Below are 16,990 nucleotides of genomic sequence, written 5' to 3'. Positions count from 1 at the left end.
CATGAAAAGGCCCGGTTCTATGGGCGCTCCGACCGGCAAAAAACTCGATAAAAAAACGCTGAAACGCCTTTTGAAATATTTCAAACCTTACAGATTCAGTTTAATCATCGTTTTTTTATGTATCGCTGCGAGCGCCGCCGTCGGCGTTGTTTCGTCAATATTCCTGAAAACGCTGATCGACGATTACATCAATCCTCTTCTGCTGGATTCCTCCGCGGATTTTTCGGCGCTTCTATCCGTCATAATTAAAATGGGCTATATATATCTGATCGGAGTCTTCGCCGGATTTCTTTACAGCCGGATCATGGCGATCATTTCTCAGGGCATCCTTAAAAAAATCCGCGATGAAATGTTCGTGCATATGCAGACGCTTCCGATCAAATATTTTGATGTTCATAACCACGGCGACGTAATGAGCCGTTATACAAACGATACGGACACGCTCCGCCAGATGATCTCTCAAAGCATCCCGCAGGTGTTTTCATCAATAATCACCGCTGTTGCCGTATTCTTCGCCATGCTCTCTTTAAGCATATGGCTAACGCTGTTTGTGATCATCTGTATATTCCTGATAATGATCGTCATGAAAAAGATCGCGTCTTACAGCGGTAAATATTTCGTGAATCAACAGCGCGCGGTCGGCGATGTCAATGGCTTTATCGAAGAGATGATCAACGGTCAGAGAGTCGTCAAGGTTTTCTGCCGTGAAAACAAAACGAAAAATATTTTTGAAGCTAAAAATTCCGAGCTTTGCGACTATTCTACAAAAGCGAATATTTACGCTAATGTATTCATGCCGATAATGAACAATTTCGGCTATATCCTTTATGTTTTGCTCGCCGTGACGGGCGGAGCGATGGCGATAGGCGGACTTACAAACGTTTCACTAGCCGGAATAAATACGCTTACACTCGGTATGATCGCGTCGTTTTTAAACCTTTCGCGCAGCTTTATCATGCCGATCAGTCAGGTTTCACAGCAATTAAGCTCCATCATAATGGCGCTTGCCGGGGCTCAGCGTATCTTTGAGCTGATCGACGAAGAAAGCGAAAATGATGCCGGATATGTTACTCTCGTAAACGCAGAATACAAGGACGGAGTTATTTGCGAAACAGACAAACACACCGAGCTTTGGGCATGGAAGCATCCTCATTCCGCGGACGGCAGCATCACATATACTCCCCTTGACGGCAAGGTTGAATTCTTCGATGTTGATTTCGCATATGAAGAAGGTAAAAATGTCCTCAACGGGGTTTCGCTTTACGCGATGCCCGGTCAGAAGGTTGCCTTTGTGGGCGCGACAGGCGCGGGAAAAACCACAATTACAAATTTGATAAACCGTTTTTATGATATAGCCGACGGAAAAATCAGATATGACGGTATTAATATAAACAAAATCAAAAAAAGCGACCTGCGCCGATCTTTGGGCATGGTGCTTCAGGATGTAAACCTGTTTACCGGAACCGTTATGGAAAATATCCGTTACGGAAAGCTGGATGCCACCGATGAAGAATGTGTTGCGGCCGCAAAGCGCGCGAATGCCGACGGTTTTATCCGCATGCTTCCCAACGGTTATGAAACAGTCCTTTCCGGTGATGGCAGCGGGCTTTCCCAGGGTCAGCGCCAGCTCATATCCATTGCGCGCGCTGCGGTCGCCGATCCGCCGGTCATGATCCTTGATGAAGCGACTTCCTCAATTGATACTCGTACGGAAGCGATAGTTCAGCGCGGTATGGACAGCCTTATGGACGGACGGACGGTTTTCGTGATCGCCCACAGGCTTTCCACCGTCAAGAATTCCGACGTGATTATGGTACTCGATCACGGAAATATCATAGAGCGCGGCAGTCACAGCAAGCTTATTTCCGATAAGGGAACTTATTACAGACTGTATACTGGAGCTTTTGAGCTGGAGTAAGAAATTGATACGCGGCTTCTTTGAAAAGAAGCCTGGCAAGAAACTCAATATTGGTTCTAGCAATATTATAGCGTTCTAAAGTTTTACTATGTCGTCATTATTTGATATGCGTCATATCCCTCAGAAGCTTATACATCAACCGGCGCTCCTAAGCTTATTGCTTAGGAGCGCCGGTTATTTAATAGTTATTTAGGGGGACGGGGCAACCGGAATCTTGTTGGGATCGCCTTTATCCGGCGGCCTGTTTGCGCTATAAAACTTGTCTGTCATTCCGTAATTATCCTCTACGCAGAACGAATTTGCCGGCCTTTGAACTCCGGCAGTCTTGCCGGGATACCGGTCAGAGGGATACAAATTGATATAATATGGCAGCGAGGTGTCAGATGGATAGACATAACCATCCGGAAGCTCCATATAGGTATACTGCGCGTCAACCACATATGTCTGTGTTTCAAATTCACGGTAAGGCGTTTTAACCAGCGCAACTTTATGCGTGTGCTTGCAGTTCGGGCCGGCGACACAATTCCAATCCTCGCAGTAATCCACGAGAACATGACAGTCGCAGTATTCCGTCGGCACGGTCGCTTGCGTGAAGTACGCTTTTTCCACACGGCATCCTTGGGGTCGACGAAGATCAAGTTTACAGTTCTCCGTCGCCAGCTTGCCGGAATCCTTGCAGATATACCTTTCAATAATCTTTGACGAATTAACGAACTTTTTAAGCGGCTCCCCTCCCGATTTTGCCGCGTCGATATACGGCTGGTGTATCTCTGTCATAATTACGTCCCAGAGATAAAGAGCTGGGCTTTCACCACCTGACGGAAGTTCCAGATTGGAATCGTAGCCATACCATACGGCTCCGGTGTAATAAGGAGTGTAACCGACATAGTAAAGGTCACGGCGGAGACTCGTCGTTCCGGTCTTTCCGGCACAGTCAACTGAATTTTGAAGTTTCAGCTTTTGTGCCGTACCGTTTGCGACCACGTTCTTCATCATGGCGACCATCAGCGCGTCTGTTTCCTCCGAAAGGATAACTTCGGGTTGTTCTTCGTTCGAGAGAATGATGTTTCCGTCCTTGTCGAGAACCTTGATATAAAGACGAGATTTATTATATACTCCGTTGTTGGGGAAGGTGCAATAAGCCGCCGCCATATCAATGACTTTGACGCCGTAGGTAAGACCTCCGAGCGCCATTGCCGAAAGGGTCATATCGGTTTTTACTTCACCGCTCGGCATCCTCAGACTATCCACAAATGTTGACATATGGAACTTCTCTGTAGCAAATTTGAACGCCGTCTGAGGCGTCAGCATGTTCATTATTCTGACGGCAACCGTATTCTTCGAGTTGGTAAGCGCGTAATTGAGATTGATTACTCCCTCGTATTTCGCCGGCGAGTTTGACGGCCACATTCGTTTAAGCTGAGTGTCGTATCTGAACGGTGTATCGTCAAAGGTGGTCGCGTAATTGACAAGCCCCAGCTCCAATGCCGGGGAATAAACGGTCAGCGGCTTTATCGCGCTTCCCGGCTGTCTTTTTGCCTGAGTGGCGCGGTTGAATCCTCGGGCCACGGTTTTTTCGCCGCGTCCGCCGACCAGTCCGACCACGTCGCCGTGCTCTTGATCCATGATGACCATCGCCGATTCCGGCTTTACGCCCGCGGATGAGGTATCGGGAAAGTTCGCATCGTCTTCATATACCTTTTCCATGATGCCCTGTATCCGCTTATCCATTGTCGTATAAATCTGAAGTCCGCCGGAAAAAAGCAGCTGTTTTGCGATTTCAGCTGAAACCTTATATTGCGCCGTATAATCCGCAATAAATTGATCCATAACGGCGTCGACAAAGTAGTTGTGAATCACGGCAACCTGTGTTTTTGTATCATCGGTGCCCCTTGAAAGGACAAGCTCTGCATTGTATGCCTCGTCGAATTCCTGTTGGCTTATAAGACCCTGCTGATACATTTCCCAAAGTACTTGATCGTTTCGGCGCTTCTTATTATTTTCCGGATATCTCACGGGATCCCATTTCGACGGATTCTGCGGTATTGACGCAAGCGCGGCGCATTCGACAAGCGTCAGATCCTTGACATCCTTGTTGAAATATACATGCGCCGCGGCCTGAACTCCATTGGCGCCCTGAGCAAGGTATATCGTATTGATATACATCTCAAATATTTCTTCTTTGCTGCGGCGCTTTTCCAGGTCGAGCGCGCGAAGAATCTCCTGTATCTTGCGCTGAACACGCACGTCGTCGTCGCCGGTGACGTTTTTTATAAGCTGCTGAGTTATCGTGCTTCCGCCGCCCTCGTCTTTGCCTGTGACAAATCCTATGATAGCTTTTACCATCCTATTGAGATCAACGCCGGGGTGTGTGAAAAACCGCTTGTCCTCAATTGCCACGAAAGCGTTGATGAGATTCTTAGGAAGCTCGTTGTAGGAAACCCAAAGACGGTTTTCGGTGCCGTGTATGCGTTCTTCCTCGTCCTCCTTCCATACGGTCTCTCCAAGCTCGTCGATATCGCGGAAATATATAGATGTGGTGAGATTTGAATCGACCCGCAGATTATCTATATCAAATGAGCCGTCTATATAATCCTTTATATAAAGCGCAAACACCGTGCCCATTATCGAGCCTGTTATAACAAAGATCAACACAAGCGTCATGACTATGTTAAGTGCGTAAGTCATGACCTTTGTGAAATATTTAAAAATAGTGCCGAAGACCGTTTCGGCCGCACGGACTGCACCCGGCTTTTTCGGGGCGCGGCGGGATGAATTGTGTTCCATATTTTTTACCTGTGCCTTATAAACATACCTTAAGTTCCCGGATTATCATTTTAATAATTTACTTATAAAGATCCGGATCTTATAAATCTGATTCCTGTTTGACAATTTCGGTATCAGCCGCGTTGCGGTCTAATGTGATCATCCGCGCTTTTTCGCACGAATAACCGTATACCGCGCCGAATAAAATAACGAGCGCGCCGAATACAAGCCCATAAAAATCAAATCCCAGAGACAACTGTATTTTCTCAGTCACCGGACGTACAAAGGTCGTCAACAGATAATAATTATAAAAGCGTCCGACGAAAAGAATAAGCGGATTTCCTATTAAAGCGCAAAGCCCGATGAACATCATGAGCCGCGGATTCTTTTCGTTGAATATGTCACCGGAGCCGATATTCTTCAATAAAAGCGATAAAAACTTTGTTATCGGCGCGATAACAAGCATAATAGCTAAAAGCGAGACGATCCCGGCATATATTACTGTTTTAATGTCCGAAAGCGCAACATTATTCGCGTCGGCGACGACTTTTACGCCGTTTCCCAAGAATATGTCAAATGAAACTGTATTTCCCGATGCATCGGATATCTGTTTCATAAACGGAGGAAGCAGCATCTGATCCACAGGAGTGTCTATCACGGCGATTATCGGAACCAGTATGACGAGCATGACCGCGGCGCCGACAAGCACGAAAAACAGAACATTGAATACAGGCGAAAAAAGCTTTGCCAAGCTCTTCGCGTATCCGTACGTTTTCAACTTCGGTGGCTCCGGCACGGAGCCTTTCTTTGCTTTCATTTAACTTCCTTTCAATTCATGAACACGAGCGGTCATTAATGTGATTATGAATGCCGGTGGTCATGATATGCAATCATGACTGCTTGTATACCACGTTGTCTTCTCCGGCGAGATGCCTCAGCTCGGCGATAAGCTTATCATCCGGAGCGCATCCGAGCCCCGAAAGCCGGTAAGATTTCTTTTCATCGCCGTAATATACGATAACTGGCGTCGATCCTTCGAAAATATCAAGAAGAGCCATGATTCTTTTCTCTATTTTAGTACCTTTCGACGGCAAACGCAAGTATATTTTATCCGATGCCTGAAAATTAACATTTTCCGGCTTTTCTGCGTATTTATCCGCGCTCGATATATCAGATGCTTTCGCGGTTCCGGCGGAGCCGATGTCTGTATTATTCCGGGGTCCGGGCTTTTTCGCGGCAACAACCGATCTGGCCAAAATTTTTATTTCATCACCTTTTGTCGAAACAGTGCCGGCAACAGTGACAATGCTCTCATCATAAAGCAGCTTTTCGCATTTAGCCAAAACGCTTTCAAAGAGTATAAGCTCTGTCTTGCCGGAAAGGTCCTCAAGCTCAACGAAAGCGACACGGGAGTTGTTTTTGGCGGGCTTAATCTTTTTTGAGGTAATCATACCGCATAACGTAACCGCATCGCCGTCCGAAAACGCGGGAATTCCGCTGTTTTCTTCACTTAAATATGATATTTGAGTAACGCCCGGAATATCCGCATACTCGTACATGGGATGGCCGGAGAGATACATTCCGCATACTTCCCTCTCCAGCGCAAGCTTTTCTTTTTCCGAAAGCGGCGGCAGAGCGGGATATTCTATGTCAAGACTCCCCCCTCCGTTATTTTCAGCCGATTCATATCCTGAGCGGTCTGCGAAAAGGTCGAGCTGACCGGATATATTTTGCTTTTTTGAACGCGCAACCGAGTTTATGGCGTTTTCCGTAACGGCAACAAGGCGGTTGCGCTCTATTCCAAAGCTGTCAAACGCGCCTGCCAGCACAAGGCTTTCAACTGTTTTACGGTTAAGCCCGGCTACGGACATACGCATGATGAAATCCGCGAAATCAGAAAACGGACGTGAAGCGCGCTCAATGAACATATCGTGGATAAAACCCTCGCCGACGTTTTTGACGGCAAGAAGCCCGAAACGTATAGCCGGCTTTCCTTCCCGTGTAATCGCGGAAAAGCCCATATTGCTCTCATTTATATCGGGAGGAAGCACGGGAATACCTGATTTGGCGCATTCGGCCATATAAAACGGAACTTTTCCGTCGATTAGCGCGGCGCTCAAGCGTGCGGCGAGATATTCTGAAGGAAATCTGCATTTGAGATAAGCCGTGCGGTAGGTAATGATGCTGTATGCGGCGGCATGGGATTTATTAAAGGCGTATTTGGCAAATTCGGCCATTTCATTAAAAATTTTATTTGCCGTGTCCTCGTCAAGTCCGTATTTAAGCGCGCCATAGCATTCCTCGATAACTCCGGAGCCATCCGGAGACAGGACGGTTTTCCCGTGAAGGAAATATTCGCGCTCCTTTTCCATTTCCTTCTGCTTTTTCTTGCTCATGGCGCGCCGGACCAGATCCGCGCGTCCGTATGAATACCCGGCAAGCTCGCGGAAAATCTGCATGACCTGCTCCTGATATACAATACAGCCGTATGTCACGCCGAGTATATTTTTAAATGCCGGGACATCATATTTAATTGCGTCCGCGTTTTTTCGGTTTTCGAGATATTTCGGAATGGAATCCATCGGACCCGGACGGTAAAGCGCGATTGCGGCGGTTATGTCCTCAATATTGCGCGGCTTCATCTGTACGCAGAGCGAAGTCATGCCGCCGGATTCCAGCTGGAACACTCCCGCATTTCGTCCGGCGGAGATCATATCAAAGGTTTCGGCGTCGTCATACGGAATATTCTCGATTGAAAAGCCGGGATTTTTGTATCTGATCAGCTCGACGGCGTCGCGGATCACGGTGAGATACCGCAGCCCGAGAAAATCCATTTTTAAAAGACCGATATCGGCTATCGTATTCATCGGAAACTGCGTCACGGTTACGCCGGAATTGACGGCAAGCGGGACGTATTCCATGACCGGCTTGTCGGTGATGACGACACCGGCGGCATGCATCGAGGCGTGGCGCGGCATACCCTCAAGCGTTTTTGCTATATCAATAAGCCGGTGCGCGTCCGCGTTGTCGTCGTATATGTGTCTGAATTCCTTTACCTCCGCAAGAGCCTTGTCCAGCGTCATATCAAGCGCGTGCGGTATCGCCTTAGCAACTTCGTCGACATCTGCGTAAGACATGCCCAGTACGCGTCCGACATCGCGGACAACGGCGCGGGACGCCATTGTATTGAAGGTTATTATCTGCGAAACGTGATCCTCGCCATATTTAGCCGCGACATATTCGATGACCTCGTGCCGGCGCTCATAGCAGAAATCAATATCAAAGTCAGGCATGGAAACGCGCTCCGGATTAAGGAAACGCTCAAAAAGAAGACCGTATTTTATAGGGTCGATATCAGTTATCCTGAGCGCGAAGGCGCATAGACTGCCCGCGCCGCTTCCGCGACCGGGACCTACGTATATCCCTTTATTTTTTGCATAATTGACAAAGTCCGAAACAATAAGAAAATACTCGCAAAAGCCCATTTTTATAATTACCGACAGCTCGTATTCCATGCGTGAACGGTATGCGCTTTCGCCGCTTGCCGCGATAGCGCCTGAGGAAAGCCTTTGTTCAAGCCCTTTTTCGCAGCATTCCCTCAGATACGCTTCCGCGCTTTTCCCGTCCGGAGCCTCGAACCCAGGCAGATAAAGCGTATCAAACGAAAATTCAAGCGAGCACATATCGGCAATTTTCTCTGTGTTTTCGATTGCCTCGGGATATTTTTCAAACAGAGCCGCCATTTCATCCGGGCTTTTCAGATAAAACTCGTCGTTAGGAAGCTTCATGCGGCTGTCATCGTCAAGCGTTGTGCCGGTCTGGATACACATCAGGACTTCCTGGCTGCGCGCATCCGATTTTTTCAGGTAATGTACATCGTTTGTCGCGACCATAGGTATGGAAAGCTTTTTTGAAAGCGACGCGAGCACGGCGTTGACGCGCATTTCGTCAGGCATGCCGTGGTTCTGCAGCTCAAAATAATAATCCCCGCCGAATATGCTTTTCATCCGCATTGCTTCCGCTTCGGCGGCCGCAAGCTCATTATTGAGTATCAGCGACGGTACGCGCCCGGAAAGGCAGGCCGAAAGCGCTATAATCCCCTTGCTGTGCGATTTGAGCAGGTCGAGATCAATCCTTGGCTTTCCGTAAAACCCCTCAATATAAGCAAGAGAAACCAGCTTTATCAGGTTTTTATATCCTGTCATATCTTTGCATAACAGGATCAGGTGATAATTTTCTCTGTCCGCGGAAAATTCTTTATCAAAACGAGTGCGTCGGGCAACATAAACCTCACAGCCGATTATCGGTTTTATTGCGTACTTTTTCGCGGCACGGAAAAAATCGATCACTCCGTACATGACTCCGTGATCGGTTATCGCGGCGGAGGTCATCCCGAGCTCCTTCGCGCGTATGACGGTTTCCTCTATGGGACAGGCTCCGTCGAGAAGGCTGTATTCAGTATGAAGATGAAGATGACAAAAGCCCATGCGCTCCCTCTTTTGTTTATGGATCAAAAATCTTGTTGCGGTTTATAACACAATTATGCTATAATACCATATAATAAAATGTGTTACTTCATTATATCATATCAAATAAATAAAATCAAATTCTCTTTACGGTTCAGAGAACCGGCACATTTTTATGGCAGGAATTGATTCAATGACAGAAAAAAAGCTGAACAACAACGATAAATATTTTATGGGTCGCGCTCTGCATTACGCGGCTTTGGCGGCACGCCGAGGAGAAACACCCGTAGGCGCCGTTATCGTATGCGACGGAGAAATCGTTTCGTGGGGATACAATCTGCGCGAGACAAAAAAAAGCGCGCTTGCGCATGCCGAAATAATCGCTCTGTCCCGTGCCAATAAGGCTTTGGACGGATGGCGGCTGCATAAATGCGATTTATATGTGACCATGGAGCCGTGTCCGATGTGCGCCGGTGCGATTGTAAACGCGCGAATAAGACGCGTTGTTTACGGATGCGCGGATAGCAAAGCGGGCTCTTTCGGCTCCGTTCTATCCCTCAACGATTTTCCTCTGAATCACAAGCCGGAAATCGTCGGAGGTGTTATGGCGGAGGAATCACGAAAATTGCTGTCGGATTTTTTTCGTTCTCTAAGGGCGAAAAAGTCCGCCGATAAAAACGCCGGTAAGCAATAAACACAAACTTTTTAAACGTAAATAGTATAAAATTTATGAATTTTGTGCTTGACAAAAAGTCACCGATATGGTAATATATTCGGGCAGCGATTTTTATTATCGCCAATATACGGTCCGGTAGTTCAGTTGGTTAGAACGCTAGCCTGTCACGCTAGAGGTCGTGAGTTCGAGTCTCATCCGGATCGCCATTTTGCTGACATAGCTCAGTAGGTAGAGCACATCCTTGGTAAGGATGAGGTCGGCCGTTCGATCCGGCTTGTCAGCTCCACGTAAAAGCATTGATTTGCAAGGATTTTCTTGCGAATCGTGCTTTTTTTGTTTTATCTATATTTTGAATTTGGTCTTTAATCGAATACCGAATCAAGCTTTTTTTCTCACTTCCTTATACCAGTTCTTTTGCATGTTCATCAAACACCATATCTGCGGTTTCGCCTGCGTCTTTGAGAGCATGTACATAACGGTTTGTTGTTGACAGTTGTGTATGGCCAAGCCTTGACGCAATATTTTTTTGTTTGTACCGTAAGACAATAGAAGCGTTGTCGATGTATGTCTGAGTGAAACTGAATAGGCAAATAATATAATCGACAAATTTTGTTTTTATATAGTTGATTTTAGGGACATTATGATATAAAATAAATATAATAGTGAATTTTAAAGTAGCGAGGAATGTATAATGTATATCGAAGATTATATAAGGAAAGATAAAATTTATTACATTATAAAATACAATAATGAATGTGTATGCTTTATTGCAATAAAAGACCCTGACGAAAAAGATAATCATTGGACAGTTTGGTCAGATGATATGAATTCAATTTCTTTAGAAGATTTCCCAATAGAAAAAGAGCTTAAAGAAATAGCTTGGAAACATGTTGACGGTTGCGGTAATTGCGGCTCATGTGGTGGTGGCAGACATAAAGTGATATTCGGTAAAGAATTCGATAAAGTCTGTGGGTGTACCTTTAGAATTGATAACCCTAATGTAGATGATCTACAGTTTATGAAAAAGATGGTCGAAATAAGAAAGAAAGAAATTTTTGAAAAGCAATAAGGAGCAATAACAATGGCTGGAGAATGCTGAATGATAAGGAGAATGAAATATGACAATTGATTATTATATCAGAAAGATTCACGATATTGTGCAGACCGAAGAATACGATCAATACTCTTATATATTGAAAGAATATATTGATTACTTAGAATCATTGTTAAAAAAGGAACCCGAAAATATAAAGGCTATTTGTCAATTAGCAATTATGTATTATGAAGATTGCCGGGAGAATGAAGATATTATTTCTTTACTGGAAGATGCAATAAGGAAATATGAGAATAAAATGAGTACCGAAGAATTATGTGAAATATTAAATGATTTAGCTTACATTTATGATAAAGAATGTTATGAACCGAATAAAGCAATATTGCTCTTGGAACGCGCAATAATTCTGGGTACGCCTTTTATTAACACATATTATGCTCTATCAACATTATACTTAGATGTGGATCTTAACAAAGCTCAACAAATGGTTCTTAAAATCCTGGAGTATGCCCCCCAAAATATTGAATACAAATATCAATTGGGTTACTGCCTTTTAAAAAAGAAGGATATTAACCAAGCACTTAATCTATTTAAACAGTTAGCCGGAGATTTGGACGATTTAAATGAATTAATTGAAAAGATACATTTTTGCTATGCCTTTGCCTTGTTATCACTGGGCAAAAAAAGAGAGGCAAGCATAATTGCCGACGATCTGTATATGAAGTATCGGTTCGGTAATACTAAGGTGATCGGCGTTTTTGAGCTGATGGATTTGTATTATTCTCTTGAGGAGTATCAAAAAGTAAACAAAATGTTCGAAGATAAGTATCGAGATTCCAACGGTAATGAATACAGTCTATCTTTTTTTGGCGAGGAAATACAAGTTATTTTATATACACTACACACGCTTGGATTTAATGAAAAATGCAAAGTTGTATTTGAATCAAAAATACAAGAAATAAAGGATACTATTGAGAACTACGAAACAGATGATATTTATTCGAAAGAAATTATAGCGTATTTTGAAAATGAGATGCTCGAATTAAAAAATGGTTATTACTCAATAATTGATTTTGACAAAAGGCCTGAGATTTCAGATATCACCAAAAACTTAAAAGTTGAACCATATTGCTATTTGATAGATTGTCCGAGACATATTAATAATTTTAAGTAATATAATCGCTATCCTTTCACCAAGGAGATACAGAGGGGTACGACATCTTTTTTTACCCACTCAAGGCACGTTGGGTGCGTGGTATTGATGGCAAGGGTAAAAAGGTATTTTTAGTGGTCTTTTATATCGAAAGCAAGGTGTTTACGGCCACAGATTTTCGTCCTGTGGGAATAAGTCCAAAGACTTGATTTTGAACGTAACAGAGCGATTTAGATGTCATAATCTGACGAGTGGTATGGTTAGGTGTCAGAGGTTTGTGAGTGGTCGCTTTAGATGTTTTTTGAAAAAGCCGAGGTTGTGAAGTCAGTTCGGATGTGGCGGTAAAAACACGAATTATGAAGGAACCTATTATGAGTAAAAAGAAAGTTACAGCTATTGTATACGCTGTCTTAGCAGCCGTATTATATGCGATAAATATGCCTTTTTCCAAGCTACTGCTTGCGAAAATCGAGCCGACATTTATGGCATCATTTCTTTACTCCGGCGCGGGGATCGGAATAGGAATAATATATTTTCTGGGTAGGAGCAGGCATAAAGCCTCAGAAGAAAAACTTACAAAAAAGAGCTGCCATATACAATCGGCATGATAGCGCTCGATATCAGCCCATCGTATTCGGTCAGAGCGGTGGGCTGCTCTCGTATATATGATCTTGTTTACTTGAACATTAAGTACTTGAAAGGCTTCGTTATAGTGTAAAAAGGTCCCATATGTCGGGCTTTATGCTGAACGAATTAAATTGATATACTCCTCATTGAGTAAACAAAATTTTGTCGCATTTTGTCATATTAGGGAATATAATATAACAGGTGCACCTCATAGGGAGATTTTATGGAAAATACTAATATAAATGAATTGTATTGTAATGTCGGCGAAACTATAACAATATTTACTAAAAGCGGCGGCATCTCAGGATCTGGGTTTACAGGGGTAGTTACTGCTGTTAACCATTGCTTCATTCGACTGATTACGAGATTTGGCCCTGCCCCCAGCTGTGCGTTAGGCAGTGCATGCAATCAAAAGTCACGTAGAGGATGCTGTGGCGGAAGCAATAACGGACTTTATGGCGGAACTGATTATTGCAATGGTTTTTGTAACTCAGGTGTTGGTTCTGTAACTGATATACCGATAGATGCTATAGTAGCCATTGTTCATAATGCAGTATAAAACGACTAGGATTAACTACGTAGTTCTGTGACGGAAGACGAATAAGGTAAAGTGGGGGAGCAGTAAGTACTAAAAGACTTGGTACAGTTCTAAAAGTCCGATGTGTGGGCTTGGATTGGCTCCATTATCACAGGTGTTTTGCTTACTTCTTGATTCTGCAATAAGAAACGGCGGCTGAGTATATTTTCAGCCGCCGTTTCTTATTTTTCATAGCTTTGAAGCAGTTTCAGCAGCTTTACTGCATGCAGCGCTTCATCCTCTGCATATTCGGCGAAAATCTCCGCCAATTTTTTGTCATCTTCCATTTCATGTGAATATTCTTGATAGTTGCGTACAAGTTCGGTGGAATTTTCCCATGCCCTTAGCACTCTGTCCCGGTTTGTAATGACAAACCCGCTTTTATCATCCATATAAAGTACCTCCTATACTTTATTATCCATCGTAAAAATCCGATTTATTCACAGACGTGACTTTGAATTGTCGAAGCGTACCGACTTATACCGGAACCTTTTTTCTAAAAGACCTGTGATTATTCACTTGACGTATTAATAATTCGCTAAATTGATCCATTCCCTTTTTTTCAGGAAGGAATCGGTAAAATCAAGAATATCTGTCTATAACATTTGTTTTATGATACCGAAAACGCTTTCTATTTGAAAAACTTTGAAAATTGCTTCACAATCCCTTGTGTCATGATATCGGCCATGGCCAGTGCTTCATGTTCGATATTTGAAAACATATTTATGCTGTCTTCGTATTTTTGGTCAAGAATATCAACGGCTTCGTCTTTTGTCATCGCAAGATGGTCATACAGCATATTCTTCCATTCCTGCACTGACCAATACTGATTTATGCTGCCAAGGAAGTCCGCAATCTCATCCGCATTTTCATACCATCGTTTTTCGGCATCGGCAGCTGCGGCGCTATCGTCTGCCTTTGCCGCTTTAATAAGCTCAGCAGCAATTGCAAGATGATTTGTTAATAGCTCAGCGAATTTTGCAGCAATGTCCTCCCCGTAAAATGGCCTGAGTGCATTTTCAAAATTCTTTGGGTTCTCTAAAAGTTGATTTGTAACATATTCTACATCCGGCAATCCAAAAGCCATACTGAGTATGGCCATCCTCGTCCAATAAACATGTTGTTCCCATAAGAGCCGCATATGATTGCTTAGCGTTTGTTCCGCCTTGCTGATGCCCATGGATATTGGCTGCGAAGGCTGGTTGTTTCTATTGGGAATACAGATAATCTGACCGATATAAAGATTGTTGACATCAAGTCTGGGATTTACTGATGCGATTTCATGAACGGTTAAACGGAAACGTTGTGCAATCGACCATAATGAATCTCCGGATTGTATTGTATATGGATATGTTCCTGCAGAACATGAGGGCATATGTATCACTGCCTTTCAAATAATAGTTCATTACTATATAGTATGTTATAAATTATAATATGTTCCCTTAGATAAATAATCCTCAAAATGGTTTCTCTGCAGGCTGACTCTATTATCAAACCGAAAGAACTTTGGAACGTAGATATTCATATGGTTTATAAAAACCGCAGCGTTTGTATAGAAGCGCTGCGGTTTTTCTTATATTACGAAAGAATCCAACCTGATTTTCCGGAAGTTGACCTGATCATATCATATTATTGCTCTGAATACCTAGGCAACAGCGGATATCCGAAACATTCGATCGCTGCGTTTTCGCTTAAAATGTCGCATACAGTTTTACCTTTACTGGTCAGCTTAAAAAGTACCTTTGCATTGTTGTTTTCTTTGATAATATCTTTTAATTTTCCTTCATGCGGCGACGCAAGAGAAAATCCAGTGCCATAAGACAGAATGTCTGCCGTAAGCCTGAGGTCGCCCTGACATAAAATAATAGAGTTTTCACATAATACCGCTTTTGCTCCGTGATAGGTAGCAATCCGGTATTCTGTCTCTCTGTTTAAAACAACGCATATGCAGCCTTCAAAATGAAGGCCTAAGAAAGGTATTTCCGCGACCGACAACATAACACTGCTGCCGTCTAAAAAATCGTTTGTCTGAAGCCAGACGTATTTTTCAGGAAACGATCTTCCGCTGTCACCCTCGATGTATCCCGTTCCACCATTAAAATCGTATATCTTGTTTTCAGCTCTGAGCGAACCGTTCAATTTATGACGCATGCTTACAATTTTATGCCTGCACTCCATAGGGAAAAAGCGAAACGGCCCCATGATATCTGACTTTATAGGTGTTACGTCCGAATACATAATATCGCCTTGAATCCCAGGTAGATCAATATGAATACCTTTAGTGGAAAAATGGCATTTGCCGATGGTTATTTCCTTTCCCATCGCAGCAGCCGAAAATTCAAAATGATAGGATCGGCTGTCAGTAATAACTTGTATGAACGCGCCTTGATCCGATATGCCTGGAATAAACGCGACCGTCCGTCCGTTTTTCTGATGTTTGAAATAATACCCGCTGAATTTACCGGACATCAATATCACCAGGCACATAATTGCCTATGAGCTTTATGCTTTTCTTTGAACACCAGCCGTGCTCTGGGCAGTACCATTCATTCCCGATATCGTTACATTTAAATGTGCAATCGCGATGCGGACAGAGCTTTGCCGGTATGATGCAGTTTTTGGGTGCAGTTATTATATTGTTTGTAAAAAGCTGTGCAGTCAGATTACTGTGTAAAAGGTCGAAACTAATCTTATTCAATTGCGTCCATCTCCATATTGCAGTTTTCTTTATTATTTGCTTCGATATAATTAAATAAACGTAGAAGCAATAATTATAATTCTTCAATATGGGTAACTATGGAGAATGAGCATAATCAGTAGCTCAAATTAAACTAAATTTATGAGAGCAGAGGTATCGAATTTAGCTTTCATTTACACTACAGACACCTAAAAAACTGATAAAATAATAGTCAGAAGAAAGGTGTCAGAAGATAAAAAAGTATTGAACCCTTCGTGATATGCTTCCGCTACTACTGTCTCTGCTGACTTCTTACAATTCATTTTTTTTTCTGATTTCTTCGTCTGTGAGACTTCCCCGGGTAAGCTCGTTCACTTTCACCTCGTATATTTGCTGCATTTACACCCCGAAATTTATACAGTATTGGATTTCGTTTTGTATGGGAAACTTGTCCGTTTTGGGTATGCCTTGTATGCAGTTTCTGTTCGTCTGATCAAGGTTTTGCCCGTGGGTTATTATCCTCCCCAGATCCGACTTCCTTCAGATTCCACCTCGCGATGGACACCCTTGTCTTCTGCTAACAGTTTCTGTAGCAGACTTTCACCGCTGAGTAAACGCGCTTGCAGGTCGAACGACAAAAAAAGCGATACATAACTGTATCGCTTTTGCGCCACCCTATTGGGGGCACATGTCAGCATCGACCTATTTTCCCGGGCGGTCCCCCGCCAAGTATCTTCGGCATAGAGAAGCTTAACTACCGTGTTCGGAATGGGAACGGGTGGACCCTTCTCAATATAGACACTGACTACTGTTTAAGGCAGTCAACTGACTTAAACTGTGGTGCACCTTCAGGGACTCGAACCCTGGACCCACTGATTAAGAGTCAGTTGCTCTACCAACTGAGCTAAAGGTGCAAAAATCTAAACTTGCACTCGTTCAGGTAATACCCTGAAAACCGAATAAAGAAGATGAAACATAAGGAATGTAGTAGTTCAAGCTATCGGTCAATTAGTATCGCTAAGCTGAACACATTACTGTGCTTACACATGCGACCTATCAAACTTGTAGTCTACAAG

At 43.6% G+C, this 16,990-nt stretch carries 13 protein-coding genes, 3 tRNA genes and 2 rRNA genes; 8 read left to right on the top strand and 10 right to left on the bottom strand.

Annotation, left to right across the window (positions count from 1 at the left end; genetic code table 11):
• Position 1: 1 nt before the first annotated feature.
• On the top strand, positions 2–1,918 hold the full coding sequence (locus VB118_07950; GenBank protein MEA4832531.1) for an ABC transporter ATP-binding protein: 1,917 nt from the start codon (positions 2–4) through the stop codon (positions 1,916–1,918).
• 189 nt (positions 1,919–2,107) lie between these two features.
• Here the strand turns inward: VB118_07950 and VB118_07945 are convergent, their stop codons facing one another.
• The 3 genes from VB118_07945 to VB118_07935 all read right to left on the bottom strand — a co-directional run bounded on the left by VB118_07945 (position 2,108) and on the right by VB118_07935 (position 9,171).
• The gene (locus tag VB118_07945; GenBank protein MEA4832530.1) at positions 2,108–4,705 is read right to left on the bottom strand and encodes a PBP1A family penicillin-binding protein; all 2,598 of its coding nucleotides are present in this window, start codon (positions 4,703–4,705) and stop codon (positions 2,108–2,110) included.
• 79 nt (positions 4,706–4,784) lie between these two features.
• On the bottom strand, positions 4,785–5,501 hold the full coding sequence (locus VB118_07940) for a DUF2975 domain-containing protein (GenBank protein MEA4832529.1): 717 nt from the start codon (positions 5,499–5,501) through the stop codon (positions 4,785–4,787).
• Positions 5,502–5,574: 73 nt separating this feature from the next.
• On the bottom strand, positions 5,575–9,171 hold the full coding sequence (locus VB118_07935; protein MEA4832528.1) for a DNA polymerase III subunit alpha: 3,597 nt from the start codon (positions 9,169–9,171) through the stop codon (positions 5,575–5,577).
• Between the two features lie 172 nt (positions 9,172–9,343).
• On the opposite strand from VB118_07935, the gene tadA reads away from it, so the two are divergent.
• From tadA to VB118_07900, 7 genes are all read left to right on the top strand, one after another.
• The gene (gene tadA, locus VB118_07930; GenBank protein ID MEA4832527.1) at positions 9,344–9,844 is read left to right on the top strand and encodes a tRNA adenosine(34) deaminase TadA; all 501 of its coding nucleotides are present in this window, start codon (positions 9,344–9,346) and stop codon (positions 9,842–9,844) included.
• Positions 9,845–9,955: 111 nt separating this feature from the next.
• Positions 9,956–10,032, top strand: a tRNA-Asp gene (locus VB118_07925).
• A 4-nt stretch (positions 10,033–10,036) separates the two neighbouring features.
• Positions 10,037–10,112 (top strand) — tRNA-Thr (locus tag VB118_07920).
• 405 nt (positions 10,113–10,517) lie between these two features.
• Complete coding sequence (locus tag VB118_07915) at positions 10,518–10,895, top strand: hypothetical protein (GenBank protein ID MEA4832526.1); 378 nt, start codon at positions 10,518–10,520, stop codon at positions 10,893–10,895.
• A 49-nt stretch (positions 10,896–10,944) separates the two neighbouring features.
• Positions 10,945–12,054 carry a hypothetical protein gene (locus VB118_07910; protein MEA4832525.1) on the top strand — a complete coding sequence of 370 codons (1,110 nt, stop codon included), beginning with the start codon at positions 10,945–10,947 and terminating at the stop codon, positions 12,052–12,054.
• Between the two features lie 350 nt (positions 12,055–12,404).
• A complete protein-coding gene (locus VB118_07905) occupies positions 12,405–12,641 on the top strand; it encodes an EamA family transporter (GenBank protein MEA4832524.1) in 237 nt (78 codons plus the stop codon).
• Between the two features lie 242 nt (positions 12,642–12,883).
• On the top strand, positions 12,884–13,219 hold the full coding sequence (locus tag VB118_07900) for a hypothetical protein (protein ID MEA4832523.1): 336 nt from the start codon (positions 12,884–12,886) through the stop codon (positions 13,217–13,219).
• 200 nt (positions 13,220–13,419) lie between these two features.
• On the opposite strand, the gene VB118_07895 is transcribed toward VB118_07900, so the two are convergent.
• From VB118_07895 to VB118_07865, 7 genes are all read right to left on the bottom strand, one after another.
• Entirely contained in the window at positions 13,420–13,629 is a 210-nt protein-coding gene (locus VB118_07895) for a ferritin family protein (protein ID MEA4832522.1), read from the bottom strand.
• A gap of 239 nt (positions 13,630–13,868) precedes the next feature.
• Positions 13,869–14,612, bottom strand: a complete 744-nt coding sequence (locus VB118_07890) for a LysM domain-containing protein (GenBank protein ID MEA4832521.1) — start codon at positions 14,610–14,612, stop codon at positions 13,869–13,871.
• A 254-nt stretch (positions 14,613–14,866) separates the two neighbouring features.
• Complete coding sequence (locus VB118_07885; GenBank protein MEA4832520.1) at positions 14,867–15,706, bottom strand: tocopherol cyclase family protein; 840 nt, start codon at positions 15,704–15,706, stop codon at positions 14,867–14,869.
• A complete protein-coding gene (locus tag VB118_07880) occupies positions 15,696–15,935 on the bottom strand; it encodes a hypothetical protein (protein ID MEA4832519.1) in 240 nt (79 codons plus the stop codon). The genes VB118_07885 and VB118_07880 overlap by 11 nt, the downstream gene beginning before the upstream one ends.
• 668 nt (positions 15,936–16,603) lie before the next feature.
• Positions 16,604–16,720 (bottom strand): 5S ribosomal RNA (rrf, locus tag VB118_07875).
• 32 nt (positions 16,721–16,752) lie between these two features.
• A tRNA-Lys gene (locus VB118_07870) sits at positions 16,753–16,828 on the bottom strand.
• Between the two features lie 74 nt (positions 16,829–16,902).
• A 23S ribosomal RNA gene (locus tag VB118_07865) occupies positions 16,903–16,990 on the bottom strand; the annotation flags it as partial.

It is taken from the genome of Oscillospiraceae bacterium (assembly GCA_034925865.1).
Classification (GTDB): Bacteria; Bacillota; Clostridia; order Oscillospirales; family SIG627; genus SIG704.
The sequence above is the reverse complement of the archived record's forward strand: the minus strand, read 5'-3'. Positions and strand labels throughout refer to the sequence as shown.

Excerpts from the sequence above, each read along its gene's own strand:
- VB118_07895 (MEA4832522.1), bottom strand. The coding sequence starts at position 13,629 with ATGGATGATAAAAGCGGGTTTGTCATTACAAACCGGGACAGAGTGCTA.
- VB118_07935 (MEA4832528.1), bottom strand. The coding sequence starts at position 9,171 with ATGGGCTTTTGTCATCTTCATCTTCATACTGAATACAGCCTTCTCGAC.
- tadA (MEA4832527.1), top strand. The coding sequence starts at position 9,344 with ATGACAGAAAAAAAGCTGAACAACAACGATAAATATTTTATGGGTCGC.
- VB118_07910 (MEA4832525.1), top strand. The coding sequence starts at position 10,945 with ATGACAATTGATTATTATATCAGAAAGATTCACGATATTGTGCAGACC.
- VB118_07915 (MEA4832526.1), top strand. The coding sequence starts at position 10,518 with ATGTATATCGAAGATTATATAAGGAAAGATAAAATTTATTACATTATA.
- VB118_07940 (MEA4832529.1), bottom strand. The coding sequence starts at position 5,501 with ATGAAAGCAAAGAAAGGCTCCGTGCCGGAGCCACCGAAGTTGAAAACG.
- VB118_07950 (MEA4832531.1), top strand. The coding sequence starts at position 2 with ATGAAAAGGCCCGGTTCTATGGGCGCTCCGACCGGCAAAAAACTCGAT.
- VB118_07885 (MEA4832520.1), bottom strand. The coding sequence starts at position 15,706 with ATGTCCGGTAAATTCAGCGGGTATTATTTCAAACATCAGAAAAACGGA.
- VB118_07905 (MEA4832524.1), top strand. The coding sequence starts at position 12,405 with ATGAGTAAAAAGAAAGTTACAGCTATTGTATACGCTGTCTTAGCAGCC.
- VB118_07945 (MEA4832530.1), bottom strand. The coding sequence starts at position 4,705 with ATGGAACACAATTCATCCCGCCGCGCCCCGAAAAAGCCGGGTGCAGTC.
- VB118_07890 (MEA4832521.1), bottom strand. The coding sequence starts at position 14,612 with ATGCCCTCATGTTCTGCAGGAACATATCCATATACAATACAATCCGGA.
- VB118_07900 (MEA4832523.1), top strand. The coding sequence starts at position 12,884 with ATGGAAAATACTAATATAAATGAATTGTATTGTAATGTCGGCGAAACT.